Source organism: Streptomyces sp. NPDC051738, from assembly GCF_044453205.1.
Classification (GTDB): domain Bacteria; phylum Actinomycetota; class Actinomycetes; order Streptomycetales; family Streptomycetaceae; genus Streptomyces.
This window is the reverse complement of sequence record NZ_JBITCM010000035.1, coordinates 12,219-33,883: the sequence shown is the minus strand read 5'-3', so window position 1 is coordinate 33,883 and position 21,665 is coordinate 12,219. Positions and strand designations below refer to the sequence as shown.

Annotated in this window: 20 protein-coding genes; 12 read left to right on the top strand and 8 right to left on the bottom strand. The window is 70.2% G+C overall.

The window, feature by feature from the left end; all coding sequences use genetic code 11:
• Window positions 1–82: 82 nt before the first annotated feature.
• The 3 genes from ACIA8X_RS44730 to moaA all read left to right on the top strand — a co-directional run bounded on the left by ACIA8X_RS44730 (window position 83) and on the right by moaA (window position 3,203).
• Window positions 83–439 carry a DUF485 domain-containing protein gene (locus ACIA8X_RS44730; protein WP_393443118.1) on the top strand — a complete coding sequence of 119 codons (357 nt, stop codon included), beginning with the start codon at window positions 83–85 and terminating at the stop codon, window positions 437–439.
• Window positions 436–2,064, top strand: coding sequence for a cation acetate symporter (locus tag ACIA8X_RS44725; RefSeq protein ID WP_393443120.1), 1,629 nt, complete (start codon window positions 436–438; stop codon window positions 2,062–2,064). The genes ACIA8X_RS44730 and ACIA8X_RS44725 overlap by 4 nt, the downstream gene beginning before the upstream one ends.
• 149 nt (window positions 2,065–2,213) lie before the next feature.
• Window positions 2,214–3,203, top strand: a complete 990-nt coding sequence (gene moaA, locus ACIA8X_RS44720; RefSeq protein ID WP_393443122.1) for a GTP 3',8-cyclase MoaA — start codon at window positions 2,214–2,216, stop codon at window positions 3,201–3,203.
• A 66-nt stretch (window positions 3,204–3,269) separates the two neighbouring features.
• Here the strand turns inward: moaA and ACIA8X_RS44715 are convergent, their stop codons facing one another.
• Both ACIA8X_RS44715 and ACIA8X_RS44710 read right to left on the bottom strand, forming a co-directional pair.
• On the bottom strand, window positions 3,270–3,479 hold the full coding sequence (locus ACIA8X_RS44715) for a hypothetical protein (protein ID WP_393443124.1): 210 nt from the start codon (window positions 3,477–3,479) through the stop codon (window positions 3,270–3,272).
• A 212-nt stretch (window positions 3,480–3,691) separates the two neighbouring features.
• A complete protein-coding gene (locus ACIA8X_RS44710) occupies window positions 3,692–4,090 on the bottom strand; it encodes a DUF3099 domain-containing protein (RefSeq protein WP_393443125.1) in 399 nt (132 codons plus the stop codon).
• Window positions 4,091–4,336: 246 nt separating this feature from the next.
• Here ACIA8X_RS44710 and ACIA8X_RS44705 point away from each other — a divergent pair, with 246 nt between their 5' ends.
• On the top strand, window positions 4,337–4,615 hold the full coding sequence (locus ACIA8X_RS44705; RefSeq protein WP_393443127.1) for a GlsB/YeaQ/YmgE family stress response membrane protein: 279 nt from the start codon (window positions 4,337–4,339) through the stop codon (window positions 4,613–4,615).
• A 103-nt stretch (window positions 4,616–4,718) separates the two neighbouring features.
• Here ACIA8X_RS44705 and tyrS read toward each other — a convergent pair whose 3' ends face one another.
• The 3 genes from tyrS to ACIA8X_RS44690 all read right to left on the bottom strand — a co-directional run bounded on the left by tyrS (window position 4,719) and on the right by ACIA8X_RS44690 (window position 8,968).
• Window positions 4,719–5,987 carry a tyrosine--tRNA ligase gene (tyrS, locus tag ACIA8X_RS44700; protein ID WP_399460684.1) on the bottom strand — a complete coding sequence of 423 codons (1,269 nt, stop codon included), beginning with the start codon at window positions 5,985–5,987 and terminating at the stop codon, window positions 4,719–4,721.
• 66 nt (window positions 5,988–6,053) lie between these two features.
• Complete coding sequence (locus ACIA8X_RS44695) at window positions 6,054–7,448, bottom strand: metallopeptidase TldD-related protein (RefSeq protein WP_399460683.1); 1,395 nt, start codon at window positions 7,446–7,448, stop codon at window positions 6,054–6,056.
• Window positions 7,445–8,968, bottom strand: a complete 1,524-nt coding sequence (locus ACIA8X_RS44690; protein ID WP_393443133.1) for a TldD/PmbA family protein — start codon at window positions 8,966–8,968, stop codon at window positions 7,445–7,447. Before ACIA8X_RS44690 ends, ACIA8X_RS44695 begins: the two co-directional genes overlap by 4 nt.
• Before the next feature lie 241 nt (window positions 8,969–9,209).
• On the opposite strand from ACIA8X_RS44690, the gene fabG reads away from it, so the two are divergent.
• The 3 genes from fabG to ACIA8X_RS44675 all read left to right on the top strand — a co-directional run bounded on the left by fabG (window position 9,210) and on the right by ACIA8X_RS44675 (window position 11,200).
• On the top strand, window positions 9,210–9,914 hold the full coding sequence (fabG, locus tag ACIA8X_RS44685) for a 3-oxoacyl-[acyl-carrier-protein] reductase (RefSeq protein ID WP_399460682.1): 705 nt from the start codon (window positions 9,210–9,212) through the stop codon (window positions 9,912–9,914).
• A 5-nt stretch (window positions 9,915–9,919) separates the two neighbouring features.
• Window positions 9,920–10,687 carry an enoyl-ACP reductase FabI gene (gene fabI / locus ACIA8X_RS44680; protein ID WP_393443137.1) on the top strand — a complete coding sequence of 256 codons (768 nt, stop codon included), beginning with the start codon at window positions 9,920–9,922 and terminating at the stop codon, window positions 10,685–10,687.
• Window positions 10,688–10,849: 162 nt separating this feature from the next.
• On the top strand, window positions 10,850–11,200 hold the full coding sequence (locus ACIA8X_RS44675; protein WP_393443139.1) for a hypothetical protein: 351 nt from the start codon (window positions 10,850–10,852) through the stop codon (window positions 11,198–11,200).
• Here ACIA8X_RS44675 and ACIA8X_RS44670 read toward each other — a convergent pair.
• Window positions 11,178–11,870 (bottom strand): FadR/GntR family transcriptional regulator, encoded by a 693-nt coding sequence (locus ACIA8X_RS44670; RefSeq protein ID WP_399460681.1) that lies wholly within the window; start codon window positions 11,868–11,870, stop codon window positions 11,178–11,180. The two genes, ACIA8X_RS44675 and ACIA8X_RS44670, sit on opposite strands and share 23 nt — an antisense overlap.
• Window positions 11,871–11,940: 70 nt before the next feature.
• Between ACIA8X_RS44670 and ACIA8X_RS44665 the strand changes: the two genes are divergently transcribed.
• From ACIA8X_RS44665 to ACIA8X_RS44650, 4 genes are all read left to right on the top strand, one after another.
• Window positions 11,941–13,269, top strand: coding sequence for a CynX/NimT family MFS transporter (locus tag ACIA8X_RS44665; protein WP_399460680.1), 1,329 nt, complete (start codon window positions 11,941–11,943; stop codon window positions 13,267–13,269).
• 74 nt (window positions 13,270–13,343) lie between these two features.
• Window positions 13,344–13,460 carry an SGM_5486 family transporter-associated protein gene (locus ACIA8X_RS44660; protein WP_393443145.1) on the top strand — a complete coding sequence of 39 codons (117 nt, stop codon included), beginning with the start codon at window positions 13,344–13,346 and terminating at the stop codon, window positions 13,458–13,460.
• Window positions 13,461–13,656: 196 nt separating this feature from the next.
• A complete protein-coding gene (locus ACIA8X_RS44655; protein WP_393443147.1) occupies window positions 13,657–13,863 on the top strand; it encodes a hypothetical protein in 207 nt (68 codons plus the stop codon).
• A 65-nt stretch (window positions 13,864–13,928) separates the two neighbouring features.
• Window positions 13,929–14,447: a SixA phosphatase family protein gene (locus ACIA8X_RS44650; RefSeq protein ID WP_393443149.1), complete on the top strand. Its 519-nt coding sequence runs from the start codon at window positions 13,929–13,931 to the stop codon at window positions 14,445–14,447.
• A 133-nt stretch (window positions 14,448–14,580) separates the two neighbouring features.
• On the opposite strand, the gene serB is transcribed toward ACIA8X_RS44650, so the two are convergent.
• Both serB and ACIA8X_RS44640 read right to left on the bottom strand, forming a co-directional pair.
• Window positions 14,581–15,789, bottom strand: coding sequence for a phosphoserine phosphatase SerB (serB, locus tag ACIA8X_RS44645; protein ID WP_393443151.1), 1,209 nt, complete (start codon window positions 15,787–15,789; stop codon window positions 14,581–14,583).
• 528 nt (window positions 15,790–16,317) lie between these two features.
• Window positions 16,318–18,747 carry a streptophobe family protein gene (locus ACIA8X_RS44640; RefSeq protein WP_399460679.1) on the bottom strand — a complete coding sequence of 810 codons (2,430 nt, stop codon included), beginning with the start codon at window positions 18,745–18,747 and terminating at the stop codon, window positions 16,318–16,320.
• Between the two features lie 240 nt (window positions 18,748–18,987).
• Here ACIA8X_RS44640 and ACIA8X_RS44635 point away from each other — a divergent pair, with 240 nt between their 5' ends.
• Window positions 18,988–21,576, top strand: coding sequence for an FHA domain-containing protein (locus tag ACIA8X_RS44635; protein ID WP_399460678.1), 2,589 nt, complete (start codon window positions 18,988–18,990; stop codon window positions 21,574–21,576).
• Window positions 21,577–21,665: the final 89 nt, after the last annotated feature.

The window sequence follows — 21,665 nt, the reverse complement described above, 5'->3', positions numbered from 1 at the left end:
CATGTCCGTACCCAACCCGTCCCCACCCCCCGACCCGTCCCCGTCCACCGTCGCAACAGCGCCCGCAACGCGAGGAGACTCCGTGGCCACCGACGCACCGCCCCCCTCGAAAGAGACACACAAACTCCCCTCCACCGAGGAGTTCACCGAGGTGCAGCAGAGCGCGGAGTTCGGTGAACTGCGCCGCTCCTACCGCAACTTCGCCTTTCCGCTGACCGTCGCCTTCATCGTCTGGTACCTGCTGTACGTCCTGCTCTCCAACTACGCGGGCGACTTCATGGGCACCAAGCTGTTCGGCAACATCAACATCGCCTTCGTCTTCGGTATCGCCCAGTTCGTCACCACGTTCCTCATCGCCTGGTGGTACGCGCGGCACGCCGGTGCCAAGCTCGACCCCAAGGCCGAGGCCATCAAGACCCGTATGGAGGGCGGCGCATGAGCCCCGCGATGACCCATGTGCAGCTTGCCGCCAACGAGGCAAGCGAGCACCGGCCGCTGATCATCACCCTGTTCGCGTGCTTCGTGGTCGCGACCCTCTTCATCACCGTCTGGGCGGGCCGCCAGACCAAGGACGCCGCCGACTTCTACGCGGGCGGCCGGTCGTTCAGCGCCTTCCAGAACGGCCTCGCCGTCTCCGGCGACTACATGTCCGCCGCGTCCTTCCTCGGCATCGCGGGCGCCATCGCCCTCTTCGGATACGACGGCTTCCTCTACTCCATCGGCTTCCTCGTCGCCTGGCTGGTCGCCCTGCTCCTGGTGGCCGAGCCGCTCAGGAACTCCGGCCGCTACACGATGGGTGACGTCCTCGCCTACCGCATGCGCCAGCGCCCCGTGCGCACGGCGGCCGGCACCTCCACGATCGTCGTGTCGATCTTCTACCTGCTGGCCCAGATGGCGGGCGCCGGTGTCCTGGTCTCGCTGCTGCTCGGCATCACCTCCGACGCGGGCAAGATCCTCATCGTCGCCCTCGTCGGCCTGCTGATGATCGTGTACGTCTCCATCGGCGGCATGAAGGGCACGACCTGGGTCCAGATGGTCAAGGCCGTGCTGCTGATCGGTGGCACGATCCTGATTACGTTCCTGGTGCTGCTGAAGTTCAACTTCAACATCTCCGACCTGCTCGGCAAGGCCGCCGAGAACAGCGGCAAGGGCGCCGCCTTCCTGGAGCCCGGCCTCCAGTACGGCGCGACCGGCACCTCCAAGCTGGACTTCATCTCCCTCGGCATCGCCCTGGTCCTCGGCACCGCCGGCCTGCCGCACATCCTGATCCGCTTCTACACGGTGCCCAACGCCAAGGCCGCCCGTAAGTCCGTGAACTGGGCCATCGGCATCATCGGCGGCTTCTACCTGATGACCATCGCCCTCGGCTTCGGCGCCGCCGCGCTGATCTCCCAGGAAGAGATCATCGCGTCCAACCCGTCCGGCAACACGGCCGCACCACTGCTCGCCCTCCATCTGGGCGGCGTGGACTCGGCGTGGGGCGCGATCCTGCTCGCCACCATCTCGGCGGTGGCCTTCGCGACGATCCTCGCCGTGGTCGCCGGTCTGACCCTGGCCTCGTCCTCGTCGTTCGCCCACGACATCTACGCGAACGTCATCAGGAAGGGCGAGGCCACCGAGAAGGAGGAGGTCCGGGCGGCCCGCCTCGCCACCATCGGCATCGGCGCCGTCTCCATCCTCCTCGGCGCCCTCGCCCGCGACCTCAACGTCGCCGGCCTGGTCGCCCTGGCCTTCGCGGTCGCGGCCTCCGCCAACCTGCCGACGATCCTCTACAGCCTGTTCTGGAAGAAGTTCACCACCCAGGGCGCGCTGTGGTCGATCTACGGCGGCCTCATCGTCGCCGTCGGCCTGGTGCTGTTCTCACCCGTCGTCTCCGGCGACCCCAAGGCGATGTTCCCCGACGTCGACTTCGCCTGGTTCCCGCTGAAGAACCCGGGCATCATCTCGATCCCGTTCGGCTTCTTCATGGGCTGGCTCGGCACGGTCCTGTCCAAGGAAGAGCCCGACGCCGGCAAGTACGCGGAGCTGGAGGTCCGGTCCCTGACCGGCACCGGCGCCCACTGAGCACGCCCCCTGAGCGGCCGCGTCGTAGATCTCTACGACGCGGCCGCGTCGTACGTCGTGGGATCGGGCCGGTGTCGCTGTCAGTGCGGTCACGTAGGCTCGCAGGTGACGGAAGTTGAATCTGGTCGTGACGAGGGAGGGGGCCTCAAGTGCTCATCGACACCTACGGCCGAGTGGCCACCGACCTGAGGGTTTCGCTGACGGACCGCTGCAACCTGCGGTGCACCTACTGCATGCCCGAGGAGGGCCTGCAGTGGCTGGCCAAGCCCGACCTGCTCACGGACGACGAGATCGTCCGCCTGATCGACATCGCCGTCACCACCCTGGGCATCGAAGAGGTCCGCTTCACCGGCGGCGAGCCCTTGCTGCGCCCCGGCCTGGTCGGCATAGTCGAGCGCGTCGCCGCGCTGACCCCCCGCCCCCAGATGTCCCTGACGACCAACGGCATCGGCCTCAAGCGCACGGCGGCCGCCCTGAAGGAGGCGGGCCTCGACCGGGTCAACGTCTCCCTGGACACCCTGCGCCCCGACGTCTTCAAGGCCCTCACCCGCCGCGACCGGCACAAGGATGTCATCGAGGGCCTGTACGCCGCCCGGGACGCGGGCCTGACCCCGGTCAAGGTCAACACGGTCCTGATGCCGGGCCTGAACGGGGACGAGGCCCCCGACCTCCTCGCCTGGGCCGTGGAGCACGACTACGAACTGCGCTTCATCGAGCAGATGCCCCTGGACGCCCAGCACGGCTGGAAGCGGGACGGCATGATCACGGCCGGCGACATCCTGACGTCCCTGCGCACCCGCTTCGAGCTGATCCCCGAGGGCGAGGAGAAGCGCGGCTCGGCCCCGGCGGAGCGCTGGCTGGTCGACGGCGGCCCCCATGTCGTCGGCGTCATCGCCTCCGTCACCCGCCCGTTCTGCTCGGCCTGCGACCGCACCCGCCTGACGGCCGACGGCCAGGTCCGCACCTGCCTGTTCGCCCGGGAGGAGACGGACCTACGAGCGGCCCTGCGCTCCGGCGCCCCCGACGAGGAGATCGCCCGCATCTGGCGCCTGGCGATGTGGGGCAAGAAGGCGGGCGCGGGCTTGGACGACCCGTCGTTCGTCCAGCCGGACCGACCGATGTCCGCTATCGGCGGCTAGCTACCACGCCCTGAAGGGGCGCGGGGAACTGCGCGACCAGCCCCCACGCGCCCGCAGACGAAGACGTCAAACCTCCGGCGCTTCCCACTCTTCGAGTAGGACAACGTCCTTCAAGAACCCCCGCACCCCAAGAAACTGCGACAAATACTCGCGATGCTCCTCGCAGGCAATCCATGTCTTGCGCCGCTCCGGCGTATGAATCTTCGGGTTGTTCCAAGCCAGCACCCACACCGCATCGGCACGGCAACCCTTGGCAGAACAGATCGCGTCACTCACAGATTCGTCTCACAAAAAGGCGACGCCGAGCAGCCACGGGGGGAGCTGCCCGGCGTCGGTCCATCGCTCCGACGGGGGATGCGGAGCGTCCACGAAGTATGTCACGGGTAACCCGTCCCCCGGCACCGGAACAACACTATTGATCTGAGCTTTTCCTGAGCTTGGTACGGAGCCGACACCCCCGGACTTCCGGAGGAAACCGCTCCGCAGCGTCACGCCCCGTCGCGCGGTTTGCTTTGTCCGCCCGGCGCGGAGTCGTCCGCCACATCTTCCGGGACGGATTCCGCGGAACCGTCATTCGTCCGCGGCGGCGCGATCATCGGCCGCATCGGCGCGCTCACGAACGTCGACGGCAGACCCGGCGCGTTCTCCCGCCCCGCGTTGGCGATCACCACCGCGATGTACGGCAGGACCGCCCCAAGCACCAACGCCACGATCGCGACGTGCCGTTCGACGTTCCACAGCGTGGCAGCGAGGATCACGGACACCGTACGGACCGACATCGAGATGATGTACCGGCGCTGCCGGGCGCGCACATCGTCGTGGAGACCCGCGCGGGCCCCGGTGATCCGGAACACCTGGGCGTTGTCGCCGGCATGCAGCTTCCGCATCAGATTCCACCATCCGCCCGCATCGGACTCTCCCCAGTGCCCGTACCCGTCCGCCCCCGGTCGGGGACCCGGGCCAGGACACCTTCCACGGTACGCCCCGCCTGCGCCGCCTACGAGACCGGGGCCCCTGCCACCAGGGGGAACGCCGTCAGCCGTAACACGTACGGCGGTACCCGGCATGCGACGTACCAGCGACGGACCAAGACTGGCCGGGAGGCTCACCCCGAGCCGTAGGAGGAGGCAGAGATGGGCTGGTTGTGGGCGATCATCGTCGGATTCGTGCTGGGTCTGCTTGCGAAGGCGATCATCCCGGGCAAGCAGCACAGCCCCCTCTGGCTGACCACCATCTTCGGCATTCTCGGCGCCATCGCCGGTAACGCCATCGCCCGGGGCTTCGGCGTCGAGGAGACCAGCGGCATCGACTGGAGCCGGCACATCTTCCAGATCGTCGCCGCGGTGATCATCGTGTACGTCGGGGACATGCTGTACATGGCGACGCTGGGCAAGCGCAAGCAGCGGACGTGACCCTCGGAACATGCCGAAGGGGCGGCCCCCTGTCAGGGAAACCGCCCCTTCGCCGTGCATACGTTCCTGCAGGGCCCCGTTCCTGTACGGCCCCGTAGCTCCGTCAGACGCCGGTGACCTCGACCGCAGCCAGGTTCTTCTTGCCCCGCCGCAGGACCAGCCACCGCCCGTGCAGCAGGTCCTCCTTCGCGGGCACCGCGTCCTCGCCGGCGACCTTGACGTTGTTCACGTAGGCGCCGCCCTCCTTCACGGTGCGCCGCGCCGCGGACTTGCTGGCCACCAGGCCGACCTCGGCGAAGAGGTCGACGACCTGGCCGAGCTGCTCGACCTGGATGTGCGGCACCTCGGAGAGGGCCGCCGCCAGCGTCCGGTCGTCCAGTTCCGCCAGCTCGCCCTGGCCGAAGAGGGCCTTCGACGCGGCGATCACGGCGGCCGTCTGGTCGGCGCCGTGCACCAGCGTCGTCAGCTCCTCGGCCAGCGCACGCTGCGCGGCACGGGCCTGCGGACGCTCCTCGGTCTGCTTCTCCAGCTCCTCCAGCTCCGCACGGGACTTGAAGGACAGGATGCGCATGTACGTGGAGACGTCCCGGTCGTCCGCGTTCAGCCAGAACTGGTAGAACGCGTACGGCGTCGTCATCTCCGGGTCGAGCCAGATGGCGCCGCCCTCGGTCTTGCCGAACTTGGTGCCGTCCGCCTTGGTCATCAGCGGCGTCGCCAGAGCGTGCACATGGGCGTGCGGCTCCAGCCGGTGGATCAGGTCAAGACCGGCCGTGAGGTTGCCCCACTGGTCGCTGCCGCCCTGCTGGAGCGTGCAGCCGTGCCGCCGGTACAGCTCCAGGAAGTCCATGCCCTGGAGCAGCTGGTAGCTGAACTCCGTGTAGCTGATGCCCTCTTCGGACTGCAGCCGGCGGGCGACCGAGTCCTTGGTCAGCATCTTGTTGACGCGGAAGTGCTTGCCGATGTCCCGCAGGAACTCGATGGCCGACAGGCCGGCCGTCCAGTCCAGGTTGTTCACCATCACCGCGGCGTTCTCGCCCTCGAAGGACAGGAACGGCTCGATCTGCGCGCGCAGGCGGTTCACCCAGTTCGCGACCGTCTCCGGGTCGTTAAGCGTGCGCTCGGCCGTCGGGCGGGGGTCGCCGATCTGGCCGGTCGCGCCGCCCACCAGCGCCAGCGGGCGCAGGCCCGCCTGCTGGAGGCGGCGCATGGTGAGGACCTGCACCAGGTGGCCGACGTGCAGGCTGGCCGCGGTCGGGTCGAAACCGCAATAGAACGTGACGGGACCGTCCGCGAGCGTCTTGCGCAATGCGTCCTCGTCAGTGGACAGGGCGATCACGCCACGCCACTTCAGCTCGTCGACGATGTCCGTCACGGTTCTCGTGTCTCCTCGATGATCTTCGGGCAGTCGGGTGACAACCGACTGCGAACGCCTACGAGGTTATACGCCCTGACTGACAGAGCTCATGTTGAAATCGGGGATGCGCAGCGCGGGCATCGCCGCCCTGGTGAACCAGTCGCTCCACTCCCTGGGCAGGGTCTTCTCCGTGCGCCCCGCCTCCGTGGCCCGCCCCAGCAGGCCCACCGGCGACTCGTTGAACCGGAAGTTGTTGACCTCGCCGGTCACCTCACCGTTCTCGACGAGGTACACCCCGTCCCGGGTCAGGCCGGTCAGGAGCAGCGTCGCCGGGTCGACCTCGCGGATGTACCAGAGGCAGGTCAGCAGCAGGCCGCGCTCGGTGTTCGCGACCATCTCGTCCAGCGAACGGTCGTCGCCGCCGTCCAGGATCAGGTTGTCGATGCTCGGCGCCACGGGCAGCCCGGTCAGCCCCGCGCTGTGCCGGCTGGTCATGAGGTGCTTCAGCTCGCCCGCGCGCAGCCACTCGGTGGAGCCGAGCGGCAACCCGTTGTCGAACACCGACTGGTCGCCGCCGGAGGAGTGCGCGATCACGAAGGGCGCGGACTCAAGGCCCGGCTCGTTCGGGTCACTGCGCAGAGTCAGCGGCAGCCCGGTCAGCTTCTCACCCACGCGCGTCTTGCCGCCGGGCTTGGAGAACACCGTCCGCCCCTCGACCGCGTCCCGCCCCGACGCCGACCACAGCTGGTAGATCAGCAGGTCGGCCACGGCGGTCGGCGGCAGCAGGGTTTCGTACCGGCCCGCGGGCAGCTCCAGGCGCCGCTCGGCCCAGCCGAGGCGTACGGCCAGCTCGGCGTCGAGCGCCGTGGGGTCCACGTCCTTGAAGTCCCGGGTGGAGCGACCCGCCCACGCCGAGCGGGTACGGTCCGGCGACTTGGCGTTCAGCTCCAGCGTCCCGTTGGGCTGGTCGTGCCGCAGCCGGAGCCCCGTGGACGTGCCCACGTACGTTGACACCAGCTCGTGGTTGGCGAAGCCGTACAGCTCCCGCCCGCCCGCCCGCGCGCGTGCGAACGCCTCACCGAGCGCCGGGGCGAAGTCGGCGAACACGGTGGACGACGTCTCGGCCGGGCCGTCCGTGAAGTCCGGCGACGCCGGTACGTCCGTCACCAGCGGCTGCGCGTCCTCGGCGGGCCCGGCACCGCGCGCGGCGGCCTCGGCGGCGCGCACCAGCGGCTCCAGCTCGTCCAGGGTCACGGCGGACCGCGACACGACGCCGGAGGCCGTGCCCTCCTTGCCGTCGACGGTCGCGACGACGGTGAGCGTCCGCCCGCGCGTGACGCCGTTCGTGGTCAGCGCGTTGCCCGCCCAGCGCAGATTGGCGGTGGACTGCTCGTCGGCGATGACGACACACCCGTCGGCCTGCGACAGCTCCAGGGCCCGCTCGACGATCTCGTGCGGCTTGTTGGTACGGGCGCTCATCGACCGGCCTCCTGCGTGGTGTTCAGAATGTTGACTCCCTTGAAGAGGGCCGACGGGCAGCCGTGCGAGACCGCCGCGACCTGCCCAGGCTGAGCCTTGCCGCAGTTGAAGGCACCGCCCAGGACGTAGGTCTGCGGCCCGCCCACCGCGGCCATGGACCCCCAGAAGTCGGTGGTCGTGGCCTGATAGGCGACGTCCCGCAGCTGCCCGGTGATCCGCCCGTTCTCGATCCTGAAGAACCGCTGCCCGGTAAATTGAAAGTTGTAGCGCTGCATGTCGATCGACCAGGACCGGTCGCCGACCACGTAGATCCCGCGGTCGACGCTCCCGATCAGATCCTCGGTGGACATCCCGGCCGGATCCGGCTGGAGCGACACATTGGCCATGCGCTGCACCGGCACATGGCCGGGGGAGTCGGCGAACGCACACCCGTTGGACCGCTCGAACCCGGTCAGCTTCGCGATCCGCCGGTCCAGCTGGTAGCCGACGAGCGTGCCGTCCTTGACCAGGTCCCAGGACTGGCCCGCGACGCCCTCGTCGTCGTATCCGATGGTCGCGAGGCCGTGCTCGGCGGTGCGGTCACCGGTGACGTTCATCAGGTCGGAGCCGTACCGGAGCTTGCCGAGCTGGTCGAAGGTGGCGAAGGAGGTGCCCGCGTAGGCGGCCTCGTAACCGAGAGCGCGGTCCAGTTCGGTGGCGTGGCCGATGGACTCGTGGATGGTCAGCCACAGGTTGGACGGGTCGACGACGAGGTCGTACGGCCCCGCCTCGACGCTGGGCGCCCGCATTTTCTCGGCGAGCAGCTCGGGGATGCGTGCCAGCTCGTCGTCCCAGTCCCAGCCGGTGCCCGTCAGGTACTCCCAGCCGCGTCCGACGGGCGGCGCGATGGTGCGCATGGAGTCGAACTCGCCGCTCGACTCGTCGACCGACACGGCGGTCACCTGCGGGTGCAGCCGTACCCGCTGCTGGGTGGTCACGGTCCCGGCGGTGTCGGCGTAGAACTTGTTCTCGTGGACGGTGAGCAGCGAGGCGTCGACGTGATTGACCCCGTCCGCCGCCAGCAGCCGCCCGCTCCACTCCGCCAGCAGTTCCGACTTCTCCTCGTCGGGCACGGTGAACGGATCGATCTCGTACGACGAGATCCACGTCTTCTCGGTGTGCACGGGCTCGTCGGCGAGTTCCACCCGCTCGTCCGACCCGGCGGCCTTGATCACCTGGGCGGACAGCTTCGCCATCGCCACCGCCTGCGAGGCGACCTTGGCGGCGGCGTCCAGCGTCAGATCCACCCCGGAGGCGAACCCCCAGGTCCCGCCGTGCACGACCCGCACCGCGTACCCGAGGTCGGTGGTGTCCGACGACCCGGCGAGCCTGGCGTCCCGCAGGCGCCAGGACGCGCTGCGCACCCGCTCGAACCGGAAATCCGCATGCTCGGCACCCAGCGCACGCGCGCGTGCCAGCGCCGCGTCGGCCAGCGCGCGTAGCGGAAGCGCCGTAAAGGCTTCATCGATCGTATGGGGCACGGAGGTCTCCCTGCTGTCGTGGCCTGTCGGCACCGATCATGTCGCGCGGGCGGGGCCACGGACCACACGTTTCCGGCTGGAGTCCGCATCTTTCTGTAGGGACCCGACAGTGACACCCGTAAGCCACTGTCGGTGCCCGAATGTCCCCGGACGGGACCGGCCCGATAGGTTTTCGGAGAAGCCGCCTGTCATCCAGCTGTTCGGGCGGGTGTGTCAAGACCCCTATCGAAAGGGTGATCCGTTGAGCCGCTCGGTTCTCGTCACCGGAGGCAACCGGGGCATCGGCCTCGCCATCGCCCGCGCTTTCGCCGACGCCGGCGACAAGGTCGCGATCACATACCGCTCGGGTGAGCCGCCGGCCGGCTTCCTCGCCGTCAAGTGCGACATCACCGACACCGAGCAGGTGGAGCAGGCCTACAAGGAGATCGAGGCCGAGCACGGCCCCGTCGAGGTGCTGATCGCCAACGCAGGCGTCACCAAGGACCAGCTCCTGATGCGCATGTCCGAGGAGGACTTCACCTCGGTCATCGACACCAACCTCACCGGCACCTTCCGTGTGGTCAAGCGCGCCAACCGCGGCATGCTGCGCGCCAAGAAGGGCCGCGTCGTGCTGATCTCGTCGGTCGTCGGCCTGTACGGCGGTCCCGGCCAGGCCAACTACGCCGCCTCCAAGGCCGCCCTGGTCGGCTTCGCGCGCTCCCTCGCCCGTGAGCTGGGCTCGCGCAACATCACCTTCAACGTCGTCGCGCCCGGCTTCGTCGACACCGACATGACCAAGGTGCTCACCGACGAGCAGCGCGCGAACATCGTGTCGCAGGTCCCGCTCGGCCGTTACGCCCAGCCGGCGGAGGTCGCCGCGACGGTGCGGTTCCTCGCCTCGGACGACGCCTCGTACATCACTGGAGCCGTCATCCCCGTTGACGGCGGACTGGGAATGGGTCACTGATCACCATGAGCGGAATTCTCGAGGGCAAGCGCGTCCTGATCACCGGTGTGCTGATGGAGTCCTCCATCGCCTTCCACGCCGCCAAGCTGGCCCAGGAGCAGGGCGCCGAGGTCATCCTGACCGCCTTCCCGCGGCCCACGCTGACCGAGCGCATCGCCAAGAAGCTCCCCAAGCCCACCAAGGTCATCGAGCTCGACGTCACCAACGACGAGCACCTCGGGCGCCTTGCCGATGTCGTCGGCGAGGAGCTCGGCGGCCTCGACGGCGTCGTGCACTCCATCGGCTTCGCGCCGCAGGACGCGCTCGGCGGCAACTTCCTCAACACCCCGTTCGAGTCGGTCGCCACGGCCATGCACGTCTCGGCGTACTCCCTGAAGTCGCTGACCATGGCCTGCCTGCCGCTGATGCAGAACGGCGGCTCCGTCGTCGGCCTCACCTTCGACGCGCAGTACGCCTGGCCGCAGTACGACTGGATGGGCCCCGCCAAGGCCGCCCTGGAGGCCACCAGCCGCTACATGGCGCGTGACCTGGGCAAGCAGAACATCCGCTGCAACCTCATCTCGGCCGGCCCGATCGGCACCATGGCCGCCAAGTCCATCCCGGGCTTCGCCGACCTCGCCGCCGTGTGGGACAGCCGCTCCCCGCTGGAGTGGGACCTGAAGGACCCGGAGCCGGCCGGCCGCGGCATCGTCGCCCTGCTGAGCGACTGGTTCCCGAAGACGACCGGCGAGATCATCCACGTCGACGGCGGCCTGCACGCCATCGGCGCCTGATCTTCTCGTACGTCACCGACGCCCCGTTTCCCGCAGCGCGCGGGAAGCGGGGCGTCACCCGTTCGGCCCAGTCGGCCGGGCGGGGGAGACCCGCGACCGCGCACTCTGGAGTACGCGTTCACTACGCGAGCCCCTCCCCCGTACGGCCGAGGAGGTCCTCTTGTGCGCTTGTCCCGCCGCCTGGCCTCAACGACCGTCGCCGTCGCCCTCGTACTGCCGCTGCCGTACGAAGCGATGGCCCACACGCGCGTGCATGTCGCCGCAGCGGAGCCGGAGGAGCCGTTCGGCGCCGAGTGCCGGATCCGCGTCACCGGCTCCCAGGTGACCGCGTACTGCCACAACCCGTATCCGGAGACCGACCGGGTGAGCCTGCACGTCGAGTGCGCCCGCTGGTGGGACCTCGACAGCGACGGTTCCTCGGTGGACGCCGAACCCGCGCAGACCGTGCGGATCTCCGCGCGCTGCTGGAAAGAGGTGGGCTCGGTGTGGGTCAGTCACCTGCGGGAGAGCTGAAGCGCCCCGGGCGGCACAGGAACGGATAGCTCGCCGCCTCCGCCGCTGCCGCCGTCGCGTCACCCTGGCGGATCGCGTCGACCAGCCGCGCGTGGTCCATGTGCGTCTCCGGCGTCAGCTCCTCGCCCACGTCCTCGCGCAGCCAGTCCCGCAGCACCTCGCCGAGGTCCGCGTACATCGCGGTCATGACGTCGTTGTGCGAGGCCGCCACCACGGCCAGATGGAAGGTCGCGTCGGCCGCCACGAACGCCTCCGCGTCCCCCGACGCCCAGGCGTCCTCGCGCCGCGTCAGCAGCGCGTCCAACTGCTTGAGGTCCTTCTCCGTGCGCCGCTCGGCGGCCAGCTTCGCGGCGGCCGACTCCAGCGTGGAGCGCAGCTCGGCGATGTGCCGGGGGTCGGCGTCGGCGAACCGGCGGTGCATCACGCCGGCCAGCTCGCTGGTCGCCACCACGTAGGTGCCGGAGCCCTGGCGGATGTCCAGCAGGCCGTTGTGCGCGAGCGCGCGGACCGCCTCACGGACGGTGTTGCGGGCCACGCCGAGCTGCTCGACCAGCTCGGGCTCCGTCGGGATACGGGAGCCGACCGGCCATTCGCCCGAGGCGATCTGGTTCCGCAACGCCGCGATGACCTGCTCGGACAGCGCCGAGCGGCGGGGGTGGCTCAGGGGCATGGCACACCTTCGCACGGGAGGGCCGGGACCGGGCGGCCCGGGGGTGGACAACCAATCATCCCATGATTCTATGATGGGCGGCATGGCAAGCGAGCAGACCCGGACGACGACGTCGACATCCACGACATCCATACGCCCCGCGGAGACATCCCCACGCACCGCGGAGCCCGGCGAGCCCCCTACGGCCTCCACGCGCGCGTGGACGACACGGCTGCTCGTCCTCGGCATCGTGCTGTCCGCGCTGAACCTCCGCCCCGCCATCACCAGCCTCGGCGCCCTCCTCGAAGAGGTCCGCGACGGGCTCGGCATGAGCGGCAGCCTGGCCGGAGTACTCACCTCCGTGCCCCCGCTCTGTTTCGCCCTCTTCGGCGTCATGGCCCCCCGGCTCGCCCGCCGCTTCGGCCCCGGCGCGGTGGTGTGCGGCGGCATGGTCGCCATCGCCGCCGGACTGCTGCTGCGCCCGTACGCGGGCAGCACGGCCGGCTTCCTGGCCGCCAGCGCCCTCGCCCTCATGGGCATCGCCGTCAGCAACATCCTGATGCCGGTCATCGTCAAGCGCTGGTTCCCGGACCGGGTCGGCTCCATGACCGGCCTGTACTCGATGGCCCTCGCCCTCGGCACCGCGTCCGCTGCCGCGGTGACGGTGCCCATGACCGAGGTGATGGGCGGCAGTTGGCAGACCGGCCTCGCCGTGTGGGCGGGACTGGCCGCGGCGGCCGTACTGCCGTGGATTCCCTTCGTACGGCAGCGGGGCGCGGGTCCGGCCGACCCGGCGGCGGCGCGGCAGGGTCACGCGCGCGTGGAGCAGCCGGCGCTGCGCATCACCAGGAGTCGTACCGCCTGGGCGCTCGCCGTCTTCTTCGGGCTCCAGGCCACCGCCGCCTACATCACCATGGGCTGGATGGCGCAGATCTTCCGGGACGCCGGTGTGCCCGCGTCCACGGCCGGGCTGCTGCTCGCCGTCACGATGGTGATGGGCGTGCCCCTGGCCTTCGTCATCCCGCGCCTGGCCACCCGGCTGCCGCACCAGGGCCCGATCGCCATCGCGCTCGGTGTCTGCGGACTCGCGGGCTACGCCGGCCTGTACTTCGCGCCCGCCGCGGGCGCCTGGGCCTGGGCGCTGCTGCTCGGCGTCTCCAACTGCTCCTTCCCGCTGGCCCTCACGATGGTCGGGATGCGGGCCAGGACCGGCGCGGGCGTCGCCCAGCTGTCCGCCTTCGCGCAGAGCGCCGGCTATCTGCTCTCCATCCCGGGCCCGCTCCTGGTGGGCGTGCTCTACCAGCACAGCGGCGGCTGGGGGCTGCCCATCGCGCTGATGACCGCCTTGATGATCCCGCAGATGCTGGTGGGCGTCCTCGCGGGACGGAACCGCACGGTGGAGGACGAGGCGGCCCGCTAGGGCCTGTCCGCCGGACAGGCCCTAGGCCTCACCCCGGCGCGGTCGGCGCGGGCGGGGGGTGCGAGACTTGCCGTATGCCAGTGCTCGACCCGAACCCCCAGAACGGCCAGAAGAAGATGCTGCTCGTCTTCGGCGCGTTCTTCGCCATCTTCGTGATCATCGGCATCGTCGCGACGATCGCCTCTCCCTGACGCCCCGCAGCTTGACGCGTGCCTCCCTGGCACAGGTCGTCCAGCCGATGGTGGGGCTAGCACCACCATCCCCTAGGGGGTGAGTGTCAGGGTCAACTGGGTGGATCACCGGATGGGTTGGTGGCCGGGTGTTCCGTAGTTTCGGAGTGTGACCGCGAGAGGCGGACACGGACCACCCGAACCCTGTGGAGGCATCATGTCGGCCCCTACGCACACCCCGCCCCACCCGGCGTCCACGGGCCGTGCCGACATCCGGCTGCCCTGGTGGGCCCTCGCCCTGCCGACGCTCGCCTTCATCACGCTGCTGACGCTGATACTCAACCCGTCCGACGCGCAGGCGGCGACCGCCGAGCCCGCGATCACCCGGCTCTTCGAGCACATACAGCAGCTGATCATGCGCTGAGCACGGCCGAAGCGGCACGTCAACTACCTGCGCCCCATGGCCTGTTTCATGCGAAGCTGGGACTCATGAGCGTCGCAGAACCCCGCAGGATTGTCCTCTTCCGGCATGCGAAAGCCGACTGGCCACAGGTGACCGACCACGAGCGGCCGCTCGCAGATCGGGGCCGAATGGACGCGGCAGAGGCCGGACGCAGGCTGACCGACACCGCCATCCCCTTCGATCTGGCCCTGTGCTCCACCGCGACCCGGACCCGCGAGACCTGGAAGCTCGCCGTCCATGAGTTCCCGCACCGGCCGAAAACGGTCTACGAAGAGCGGATCTACGAGGCCTCACCCGGCGAGCTGATCGCCGTGCTCAACGAAACACCCGACGACGTGCAGAACGTCGTGCTGATCGGCCACAACCCGGGCGTACAGGGCCTCGCCGAGATCCTGTCCGGCTCGGCCGAGGGCGACGCGCGCGACCGGATGAGCCGCCGCGGCTTCCCGGCCGCAGCCTTCGCCGTGCTCTCCTTCAGCGGCACCTGGAAGACGCTGGAGCCCGGTGTGGCCACGCTGGTCGACTACTGGGCCCCGTCGGAGTGACCGACCCACGCCAAGGGGCCCGGCACCGCCCTGGTGCCGGGCCCCTGTGCATGCAAGGCACCTCGGGTGGTGCGTGCTGTCAGACGTGGGTCAGGTCAGCACCTTGCGGTTCATCAGACCTCTTCAGGTCTCTTCAGACCTCTTCGTGCATGTCCGCGGCCTCGACCTCTTCGCGGGTGACGCCCAGCAGGTACAGGACGGTGTCCAGGAACGGCACGTTCACGGCCGTGTGCGCCGCCTCCCGCACCACCGGCTTGGCGTTGAAGGCGACGCCCAGGCCGGCGGCGTTGAGCATGTCCAGATCGTTGGCACCGTCACCGATCGCCACCGTCTGGGACAGCGGCACACCCGCCTCGGCAGCGAACCGGCGCAGCAGCCGCGCCTTGCCCGCCCGGTCCACGATCTCGCCGGTGACCTTGCCCGTCAGCTTCCCGTCGACGATCTCCAGCGTGTTCGCCTGGGCGAAGTCCAGCCCGAGACGCTCCTTGAGATCATCGGTGACCTGGGTGAACCCGCCCGAGACGACGCCCACTTGATAGCCGAGCCGCTTCAGCGTACGGATGAGCGTGCGCGCGCCCGGCGTCAGCCGCACCTCGGTGCGCACCTTCTCCACCACGGAGGCGTCCAGCCCCTCAAGCAGCGCCACGCGCGCGTGCAGCGACTGCTCGAAGTCCAGCTCCCCGCGCATCGCGGCCGCCGTCACCTCGGCCACCTTGTCCTCGCAGCCGGCGTGGGCGGCGAAGAGCTCGATCACCTCGTCCTGGATGAGCGTGGAGTCCACGTCCATGACGACCAGGCGCTGCGCGCGCCGATGCAGACCGGCCGCGACGACCGCGATGTCGACACCCAGTGCCGCCGCATCGGTCACCAGGGCGGTGCGCAGCGGCTCGGTCTCCACGCCGGACACCGCGAACTCCACCGCCGTCACGGGGTACTTGGCGAGCCGGAAGATACGGTCGATGTTGCCGCCCGACTTGGTGATCCTCGCGGCGATCGCGGCGGTCGCCTCGGCGGTGAGGGGGTGCCCGAGCACGGTCACGAGGGACCGTCCGTGCCCACGGGGCCGGTTGTCACCGCGGCCGGAGATGATCTCCGCCTGCATCTTCATCGACTCCGCCCAGCTGTGGACGGTCGCCCGCAGATCGCCCTCCATCCCCGAGGGAGGCGGCGTCACGAGCGCGCACAGCGTGATCCGGCCACGGGTGACGACCTGCTCGATGTCGACCACGTCGACGGAGTAGGCGGCCAGCGTGTCGAAGAGTCCGGCCGTGATACCGGGCCTGTCCTTCCCGAAGATCTTGACGAGAAGTGTGGGGATGTCGGAGGTCTGCGAAGCGCTCATGGTGCCTCCACCGTATCCGGCACTCAGTGCCTGGCGCCGCTGAGGTCCGTCTAGCGGACACGGAACAGTGGGTGTCGCTCGGATGGCGCGAGTCTTACATTCGGGCCACGGGTGTGCCAGTGCCTGTGATTTGGCATGGGGGTGCCTGTGAGGTTGGGGGGCGGGGGCGCGGCGGGGCCTTCGGGAGGTGTGGCGGCTGTGCTCGGGGGGTTCGGGGGTGTTACGAGGTGTTCTGGCTCGCTCGGGGATTATGAGTGCGGCTTCGGTTGGGTCTGGGTCGCCGACTCGTGACGGGTGCCTCTGGGGTGTACGGCGGCTGTGCCTGGTGGTGCGCGAGGGTGCCGGCCTCCGGCTCGTGGAGCACCGTCGCCGCTTCGGTTGAGCCTGCGTCGCCGGCTCGTGCCGGATGACTCGGCGCGTACGGCGGCCGTGCCGCGGGGACTACCCCGAGGTGTGCGGGCTCGCCCACGCAGAGGTGGGCGACCCCCCGCGCACATCACGCAGCTGCAGCGGCTTCTCCGGTGAGGATCACGGGCGTCCCTTCGGCTTCCTCGGCGGCGGGGGAGGGGGTGGCGGGGGAGGCGGTGGCGGAGGCGGCGGTCCTTCGTCCGCTCCGGACGACGACCGGTTTCCACGCCGCCGGGGTGGCCGGGGCGACCTCGGGGGAGGGCCGATCGGCCGGGCGACCGTGGGCGCGCCGTACATGTCGTCGCCGGCGGGGGCGGGCGGGTCGCTGGACGCCGGGTCACTGGACTGCGCGTCACCGGGCCACCGTGCGTCCTCGCGCCCCAACCGCGCATCGTGGCCCGACCTCGCATCCCTTCCGCGTGCTTCGTCGGACCACCACGCACCCCCGGAAGGCGGGGCCGCGCCCGGCGGCCGCGCGTCCTCCGGTTCGCGCAGTTCCTCCGGCATGCGCAGGTACGGATTCGTCGCCGGGTTCGGTGGCCGGTACGGCGTGCCGGGCGTGTACGGTCCCGACGGCCCCGACTGGCTCCCGTACGGCAGCGCCCCCGTACCCTCCGTCGCCGTGGCCCCGGCACCCGGGGTCCCCGCCGCCTCCGCCGTACCCGGCCTCGCACCCACGGCCGCGCCCAGAGCCAGCGGCGCCGCCCGCTGTCCCGCCGCCCCGGTCGCCCGGGCCAGCAGCGCTCCCACGGCACCCGCAGCAGCGCCCCAGGCCGCCCCGAGGAGCAGCGCCATGCCGAGGTTCCCCCGCAGTTCCACCCCGGCGCCGAACGCGTCGAAGCCCAGCACCGACAGCGAGGCGTCCAGGGACACTTCCGTCAGCCACGCGAGCAACGGCAGCGTCAACGCCGTCGCGATCCCGAGCCGCAGCGCACACCGCCCGGCGAAACCGAGGGGTCCTGGATCCCGTACGCCCCCGATGCCCGGCCCTCCAGCGGTACCGCCAGCGGATGGCCGTACGACACCCGAATCCCGCCCCCCGACGGCTCCCGACCCCGATGCCCGCACCCCCCAGGAACCACCCGAGCCACTCACCGGCCGCGCACCCGAAGTGGGCCCCGCGCCTGAAGCCGTCCCCGCGCCCGAAGCCACCCCGGCACCCGACCCCATCCCCCCACCGGCAGCCGTCGCGCCTCGCGAGCCCCACCCCTCGCCGGCCCCGCCGACACTTGCCCCGGCCCCGGACCCACCCTCGTACCCAGACCCAACCCCGGCCCCAGACCCAACCCCGGCCCCAGACCCAACCCCAGACCCAACCCCAATCCCAGACCCGGCCCCAATCCCAGACCCGGCCTCAACCCCGGACCCAGACCCGGACCCAATCCCATGCCCGCCCCCACTCCCAACCCCGCCCCCGGCCCAGCCCCCCACCCCCACAGGCGTCCGCACAGCGGTCAGCACCCCCGCGAGCAGCGTCATCACCCCCGCCGCCACCCCCAGCAGCCACACCCGCCCGTCCAGCTCCGCCAGGCTGCTCAGGGTCACGGACTGGTCGGCGCCGCCGTTCAGCAGGTCGTCCAGGGGATCCGGCAGCAGGCCGGCCAGGACCCCCGTCGCCCTGCCGTCGAACGGGACGAACAGGCCGATCGGGATGCCGAGCCACACGCCGTTCGGGGCGCCGAGCAGGGCGGCGCCCGCGATGCGCTTGGGGTGGGCGTCGCCGATCGCCGCGTACGCCGCCGCCGCGAACCCGGCCGCGACCGCCACCAGCAGCACCGTGACGAGGGCGGACGCGGCGGGCCGTACGACGCGGTGCACGGCCTCCCAGCCGCGCGGCAGCGGGGTGCGGCGCGAGGCCAGTAGAGCGATCAGCAGGATGCCGGCGGACCAGCCCAGGCCGCCGAGCAGGGTCGGCGCCGTGTCCACCGTGAAGCCGACCGCCGCCTTCGCGTCGATCAGATCGCCGATCTGGTCCGGCAGCAGGCCACCGATGTCCCCGATGTCCCCGATGTCGCCCACCCCGGGGATCTCGACGCCACCGTCCCCGCCCCCGCCCGGCAGGTCGTCCAGCCCCAGCGAGCTCCCGTCGATCGTGATGACGTCGTGCCCCGCCCAGGCGAGCCCGCCCAGCATCGCCACGAACAGCGCGACCACCGCGCCCGCGCGCGCGAGGAGTTCGGCCGGCGCGATCACAACGCCCGCGCCCCGCAAGGACCGTAAGAAGAACCACGACAGCAGCACCGCGCCGACCAGGCTCACCCCCAGTGGCGTGATCTCGATGGCGGTCGTCGCCTCCGCGCCCGTCAATCCGAAAGCGGACACATCACCGGACGGCGTGACGGAACCACCCGCCCCAAGGGCCACCACCGCCGCGGTCATCGGGCCCAGAGAGGCGGCCTTGTCCGCCTCCAGCAGATGCAGACCGAGCGCCGCCGTGCCGGCCATCCCGATCAACGCCCAGCTCACCGCGGCGATCGCGGACAACAGGATGTCCCCCCACGGCAGCCGCGTACCGTGCCTCGCGCTCTCGACGTTCGTGGACGCGCTCATGGCAGACCCCCCGATCCGCGGCGCGGCCGGCTCGCCGCGCATGTCCCCCTCGCCTGGATTACCACTCTCCGGGCTGGTTTCAACCCCGTCAACGGAACCAGTCGAAGCACGCGCGCGTGGTCTTCATAAGGCCCGACTTTCAGTCAGGGGGCGGAGCCTGAAATAGTTCCCGACGATGTTCGACATCCCTAGACTCCCTGTGTTGGGGGTAACTCGGGGGACTACTCAGTGGGGCGTGGAGTGCCGGAACTCGTACTGGAATTGAATGGACGGACCTGGACGCTCGATCCGTCCAGGTCCTATGCACTCGGACGCGATCCGCAGGGCGACATCGTGTTCGACGACGCCAGGGTGTCCTGGCGGCACGCCACGATCAGCTGGAGCGGCCGTAGTTGGGTCATCGAGGACCACGGCAGCACCAACGGCACGTTCGTGCAGGGCCAGCGAATCCATCAGCTGGAGATCGGCGCCGGCTCGGCCGTGCAGCTGGGCAACGCGACCGACGGACCGCGCCTGAACCTCTCCGGCAGCGCGGACTCGGTCGCCTCACCGGCCTCACCGCAGGCCCAGCCACAGCCGCAGCAGCAGCCGTACGCCGCGCAGGGCGCGCAGGCCGGCTGGGCCCAGCCGGCACCGGCCCAGCAGGCACCCGCTCAGCAGATCCCGCACCAGCAAGCGTCGCCCCAGCAGGTCCCGCAGCAGCAGGCACCGCAGGCCGGATGGCAGCAGCCGCAGCAGGCCGCCGCGCACATTCCGGCCCAGCACGGCCCCGGCGGTGGCGCGGGGGCGCCGCCGGTCTACGGCGACCGCAGCCCCACCACGTTCCACCAGTTCGCCATCGGCCGTGTCATGCGCATCGGCCGTGCCCTGGAGAACGAGCTGGTCGTCTCCGACCTCCAGGTCTCCCGGCACCACGCCGAGTTCCACACGACGCCCGACGGCCGTATGGAGATCCGCGACCTCGGCTCGCACAACGGCACCTACGTCAACGGCCAGCCGATCCCCAAGGGCGGCTCGGCGATGCTCGGCCCCACCGACATCGTGGGCGTCGGCCACTCCACGTTCCGCATCGTCGGCGACCGCCTCGAGGAGTTCGTCGACACCGGTGAGGTCTCCTTCTCCGCCCGCCATCTGACCGTCACGGTGGACGGCGGCAAGCAGATCCTCAAGGACGTCTCCTTCGGCGTCCCGGAGAAGTCCCTCGTCGCGGTCATCGGCCCGTCCGGTTCCGGCAAGTCGACCCTGCTCAAGGCGCTCACCGGCTACCGCCCCGCCAACCAGGGCGACGTCCTCTACGACAACCGGAACCTCTACAAGCAGTTCGCCGAGCTGCGCCAGCGCATCGGTCTGGTCCCGCAGGACGACATCCTGCACAAGGAGCTGACCGTCAGGAAGGCGCTGAAGTACGCGGCCAAGCTCCGTTTCCCGGCCGACACCACGGCCAAGGAGCGCGAGGCCCGTATCGACGAGGTGCTGCGCGAGCTGAAGCTGGACATCCACAAGGAGAAGAAGGTCACCTCCCTCTCCGGCGGCCAGCGCAAGCGCGTCTCGGTGGCCCTGGAGCTACTCACCAAGCCGTCGCTGATCTTCCTCGACGAGCCCACCTCGGGCCTCGACCCGGGCATGGACCGCGACGTCATGCAGCTGCTGCGCGGCCTCGCCGACGACGGCCGTACGGTCCTCGTCGTCACCCACTCCGTGGCCGAGCTGGCGCTGTGCGACAAGCTCCTGGTGATGGCCCCGGGCGGCGCGGTCGCCTACTTCGGCCCGCCCGAGGAGGCGCTGAACTTCTTCGGCTACGACACCTGGGCCGACGTCTTCTCCGCCTTCGAGAACTACCGCGACTACGACTGGGCCGGACGCTGGAAGGGCTCGCAGCACTACCAGATCTACGCCGCGGACATCGACGCGATTGCTCCGCAGTCCGTACAGATGCCTCCGATGCAGGCGATGAAGCCGCCGAAGCCGCAGGGCTGGATGTCGCAGTTCATGACCCTGGTGCGTCGCTATGTCTCGGTGATCGCCTCCGACAAGGGCTTCCTGGCCCTGATGGTGATCCTGCCGGCCGTCCTCGGCGCGGTGAGCCTGCTCATCGACGCGGACAAGGACCTGCTGGTCAACACCGAGGTGAACCCGAGGACCGGCCTGCCCGTCCCGAACGGCACGGCCACGACCGTCCTGCTGATCCTCGCGGTGGGTGCCTGCTTCGCCGGTGCCGCCAACTCCGTACGTGAGCTGATCAAGGAACGGGTCATCTACGAGCGGGAACGCGCGACCGGCCTGTCCCGCTCGGCGTACCTGATGTCCAAGGTCTTCGTGCTCGGCTTCATCACCGTGCTGCAGGGCCTGCTGGTCGGCGTCATCGGCTTCTCCAGCCGCACGATCCCCGACGAGGGCCTGGTCCTCGGCAAACTGACGCTTCTGGAGCTGTCGCTGCCGATCATGGCGCTGGGCTTCACCTCGATGATGTTCGGTCTGATCATCTCGGCGCTGGTGAAGACGGCCGAGAAGACCATGCCGCTGCTGGTCATGTTCGCGATCATCCAGGTCGTGTTCACCGGCTGTCTGTTCGCCCTGAACGGCTCGATCGGCGTCAACCAGTTCTCGTTCCTGATGCCGTCGCGCTGGGCGGTCGCCGCCGCGGGCGCCACGCTGGACTTCAACAGGATCAGCCCGCCCGCCAAGGGCGAGAGCAACGACCCGCTGTGGGAGCACACCGTCGCGGCCTGGAGCATGGACATGCTCGCCGTGATCGCCCTCGGCGTGATCTGCGGCTTCTTCGTGGCCCGCTTCCTGCGTCGGCACGAGCCCGAGGTCATGCGGAACTGATCGCCGTCTGACGGCTCTGATCGCTGCCTTACGGATCTGATCGATGTCGTACGACGCCCGAAGGGCGGCACCCCGTCAGGAGGGTGCCG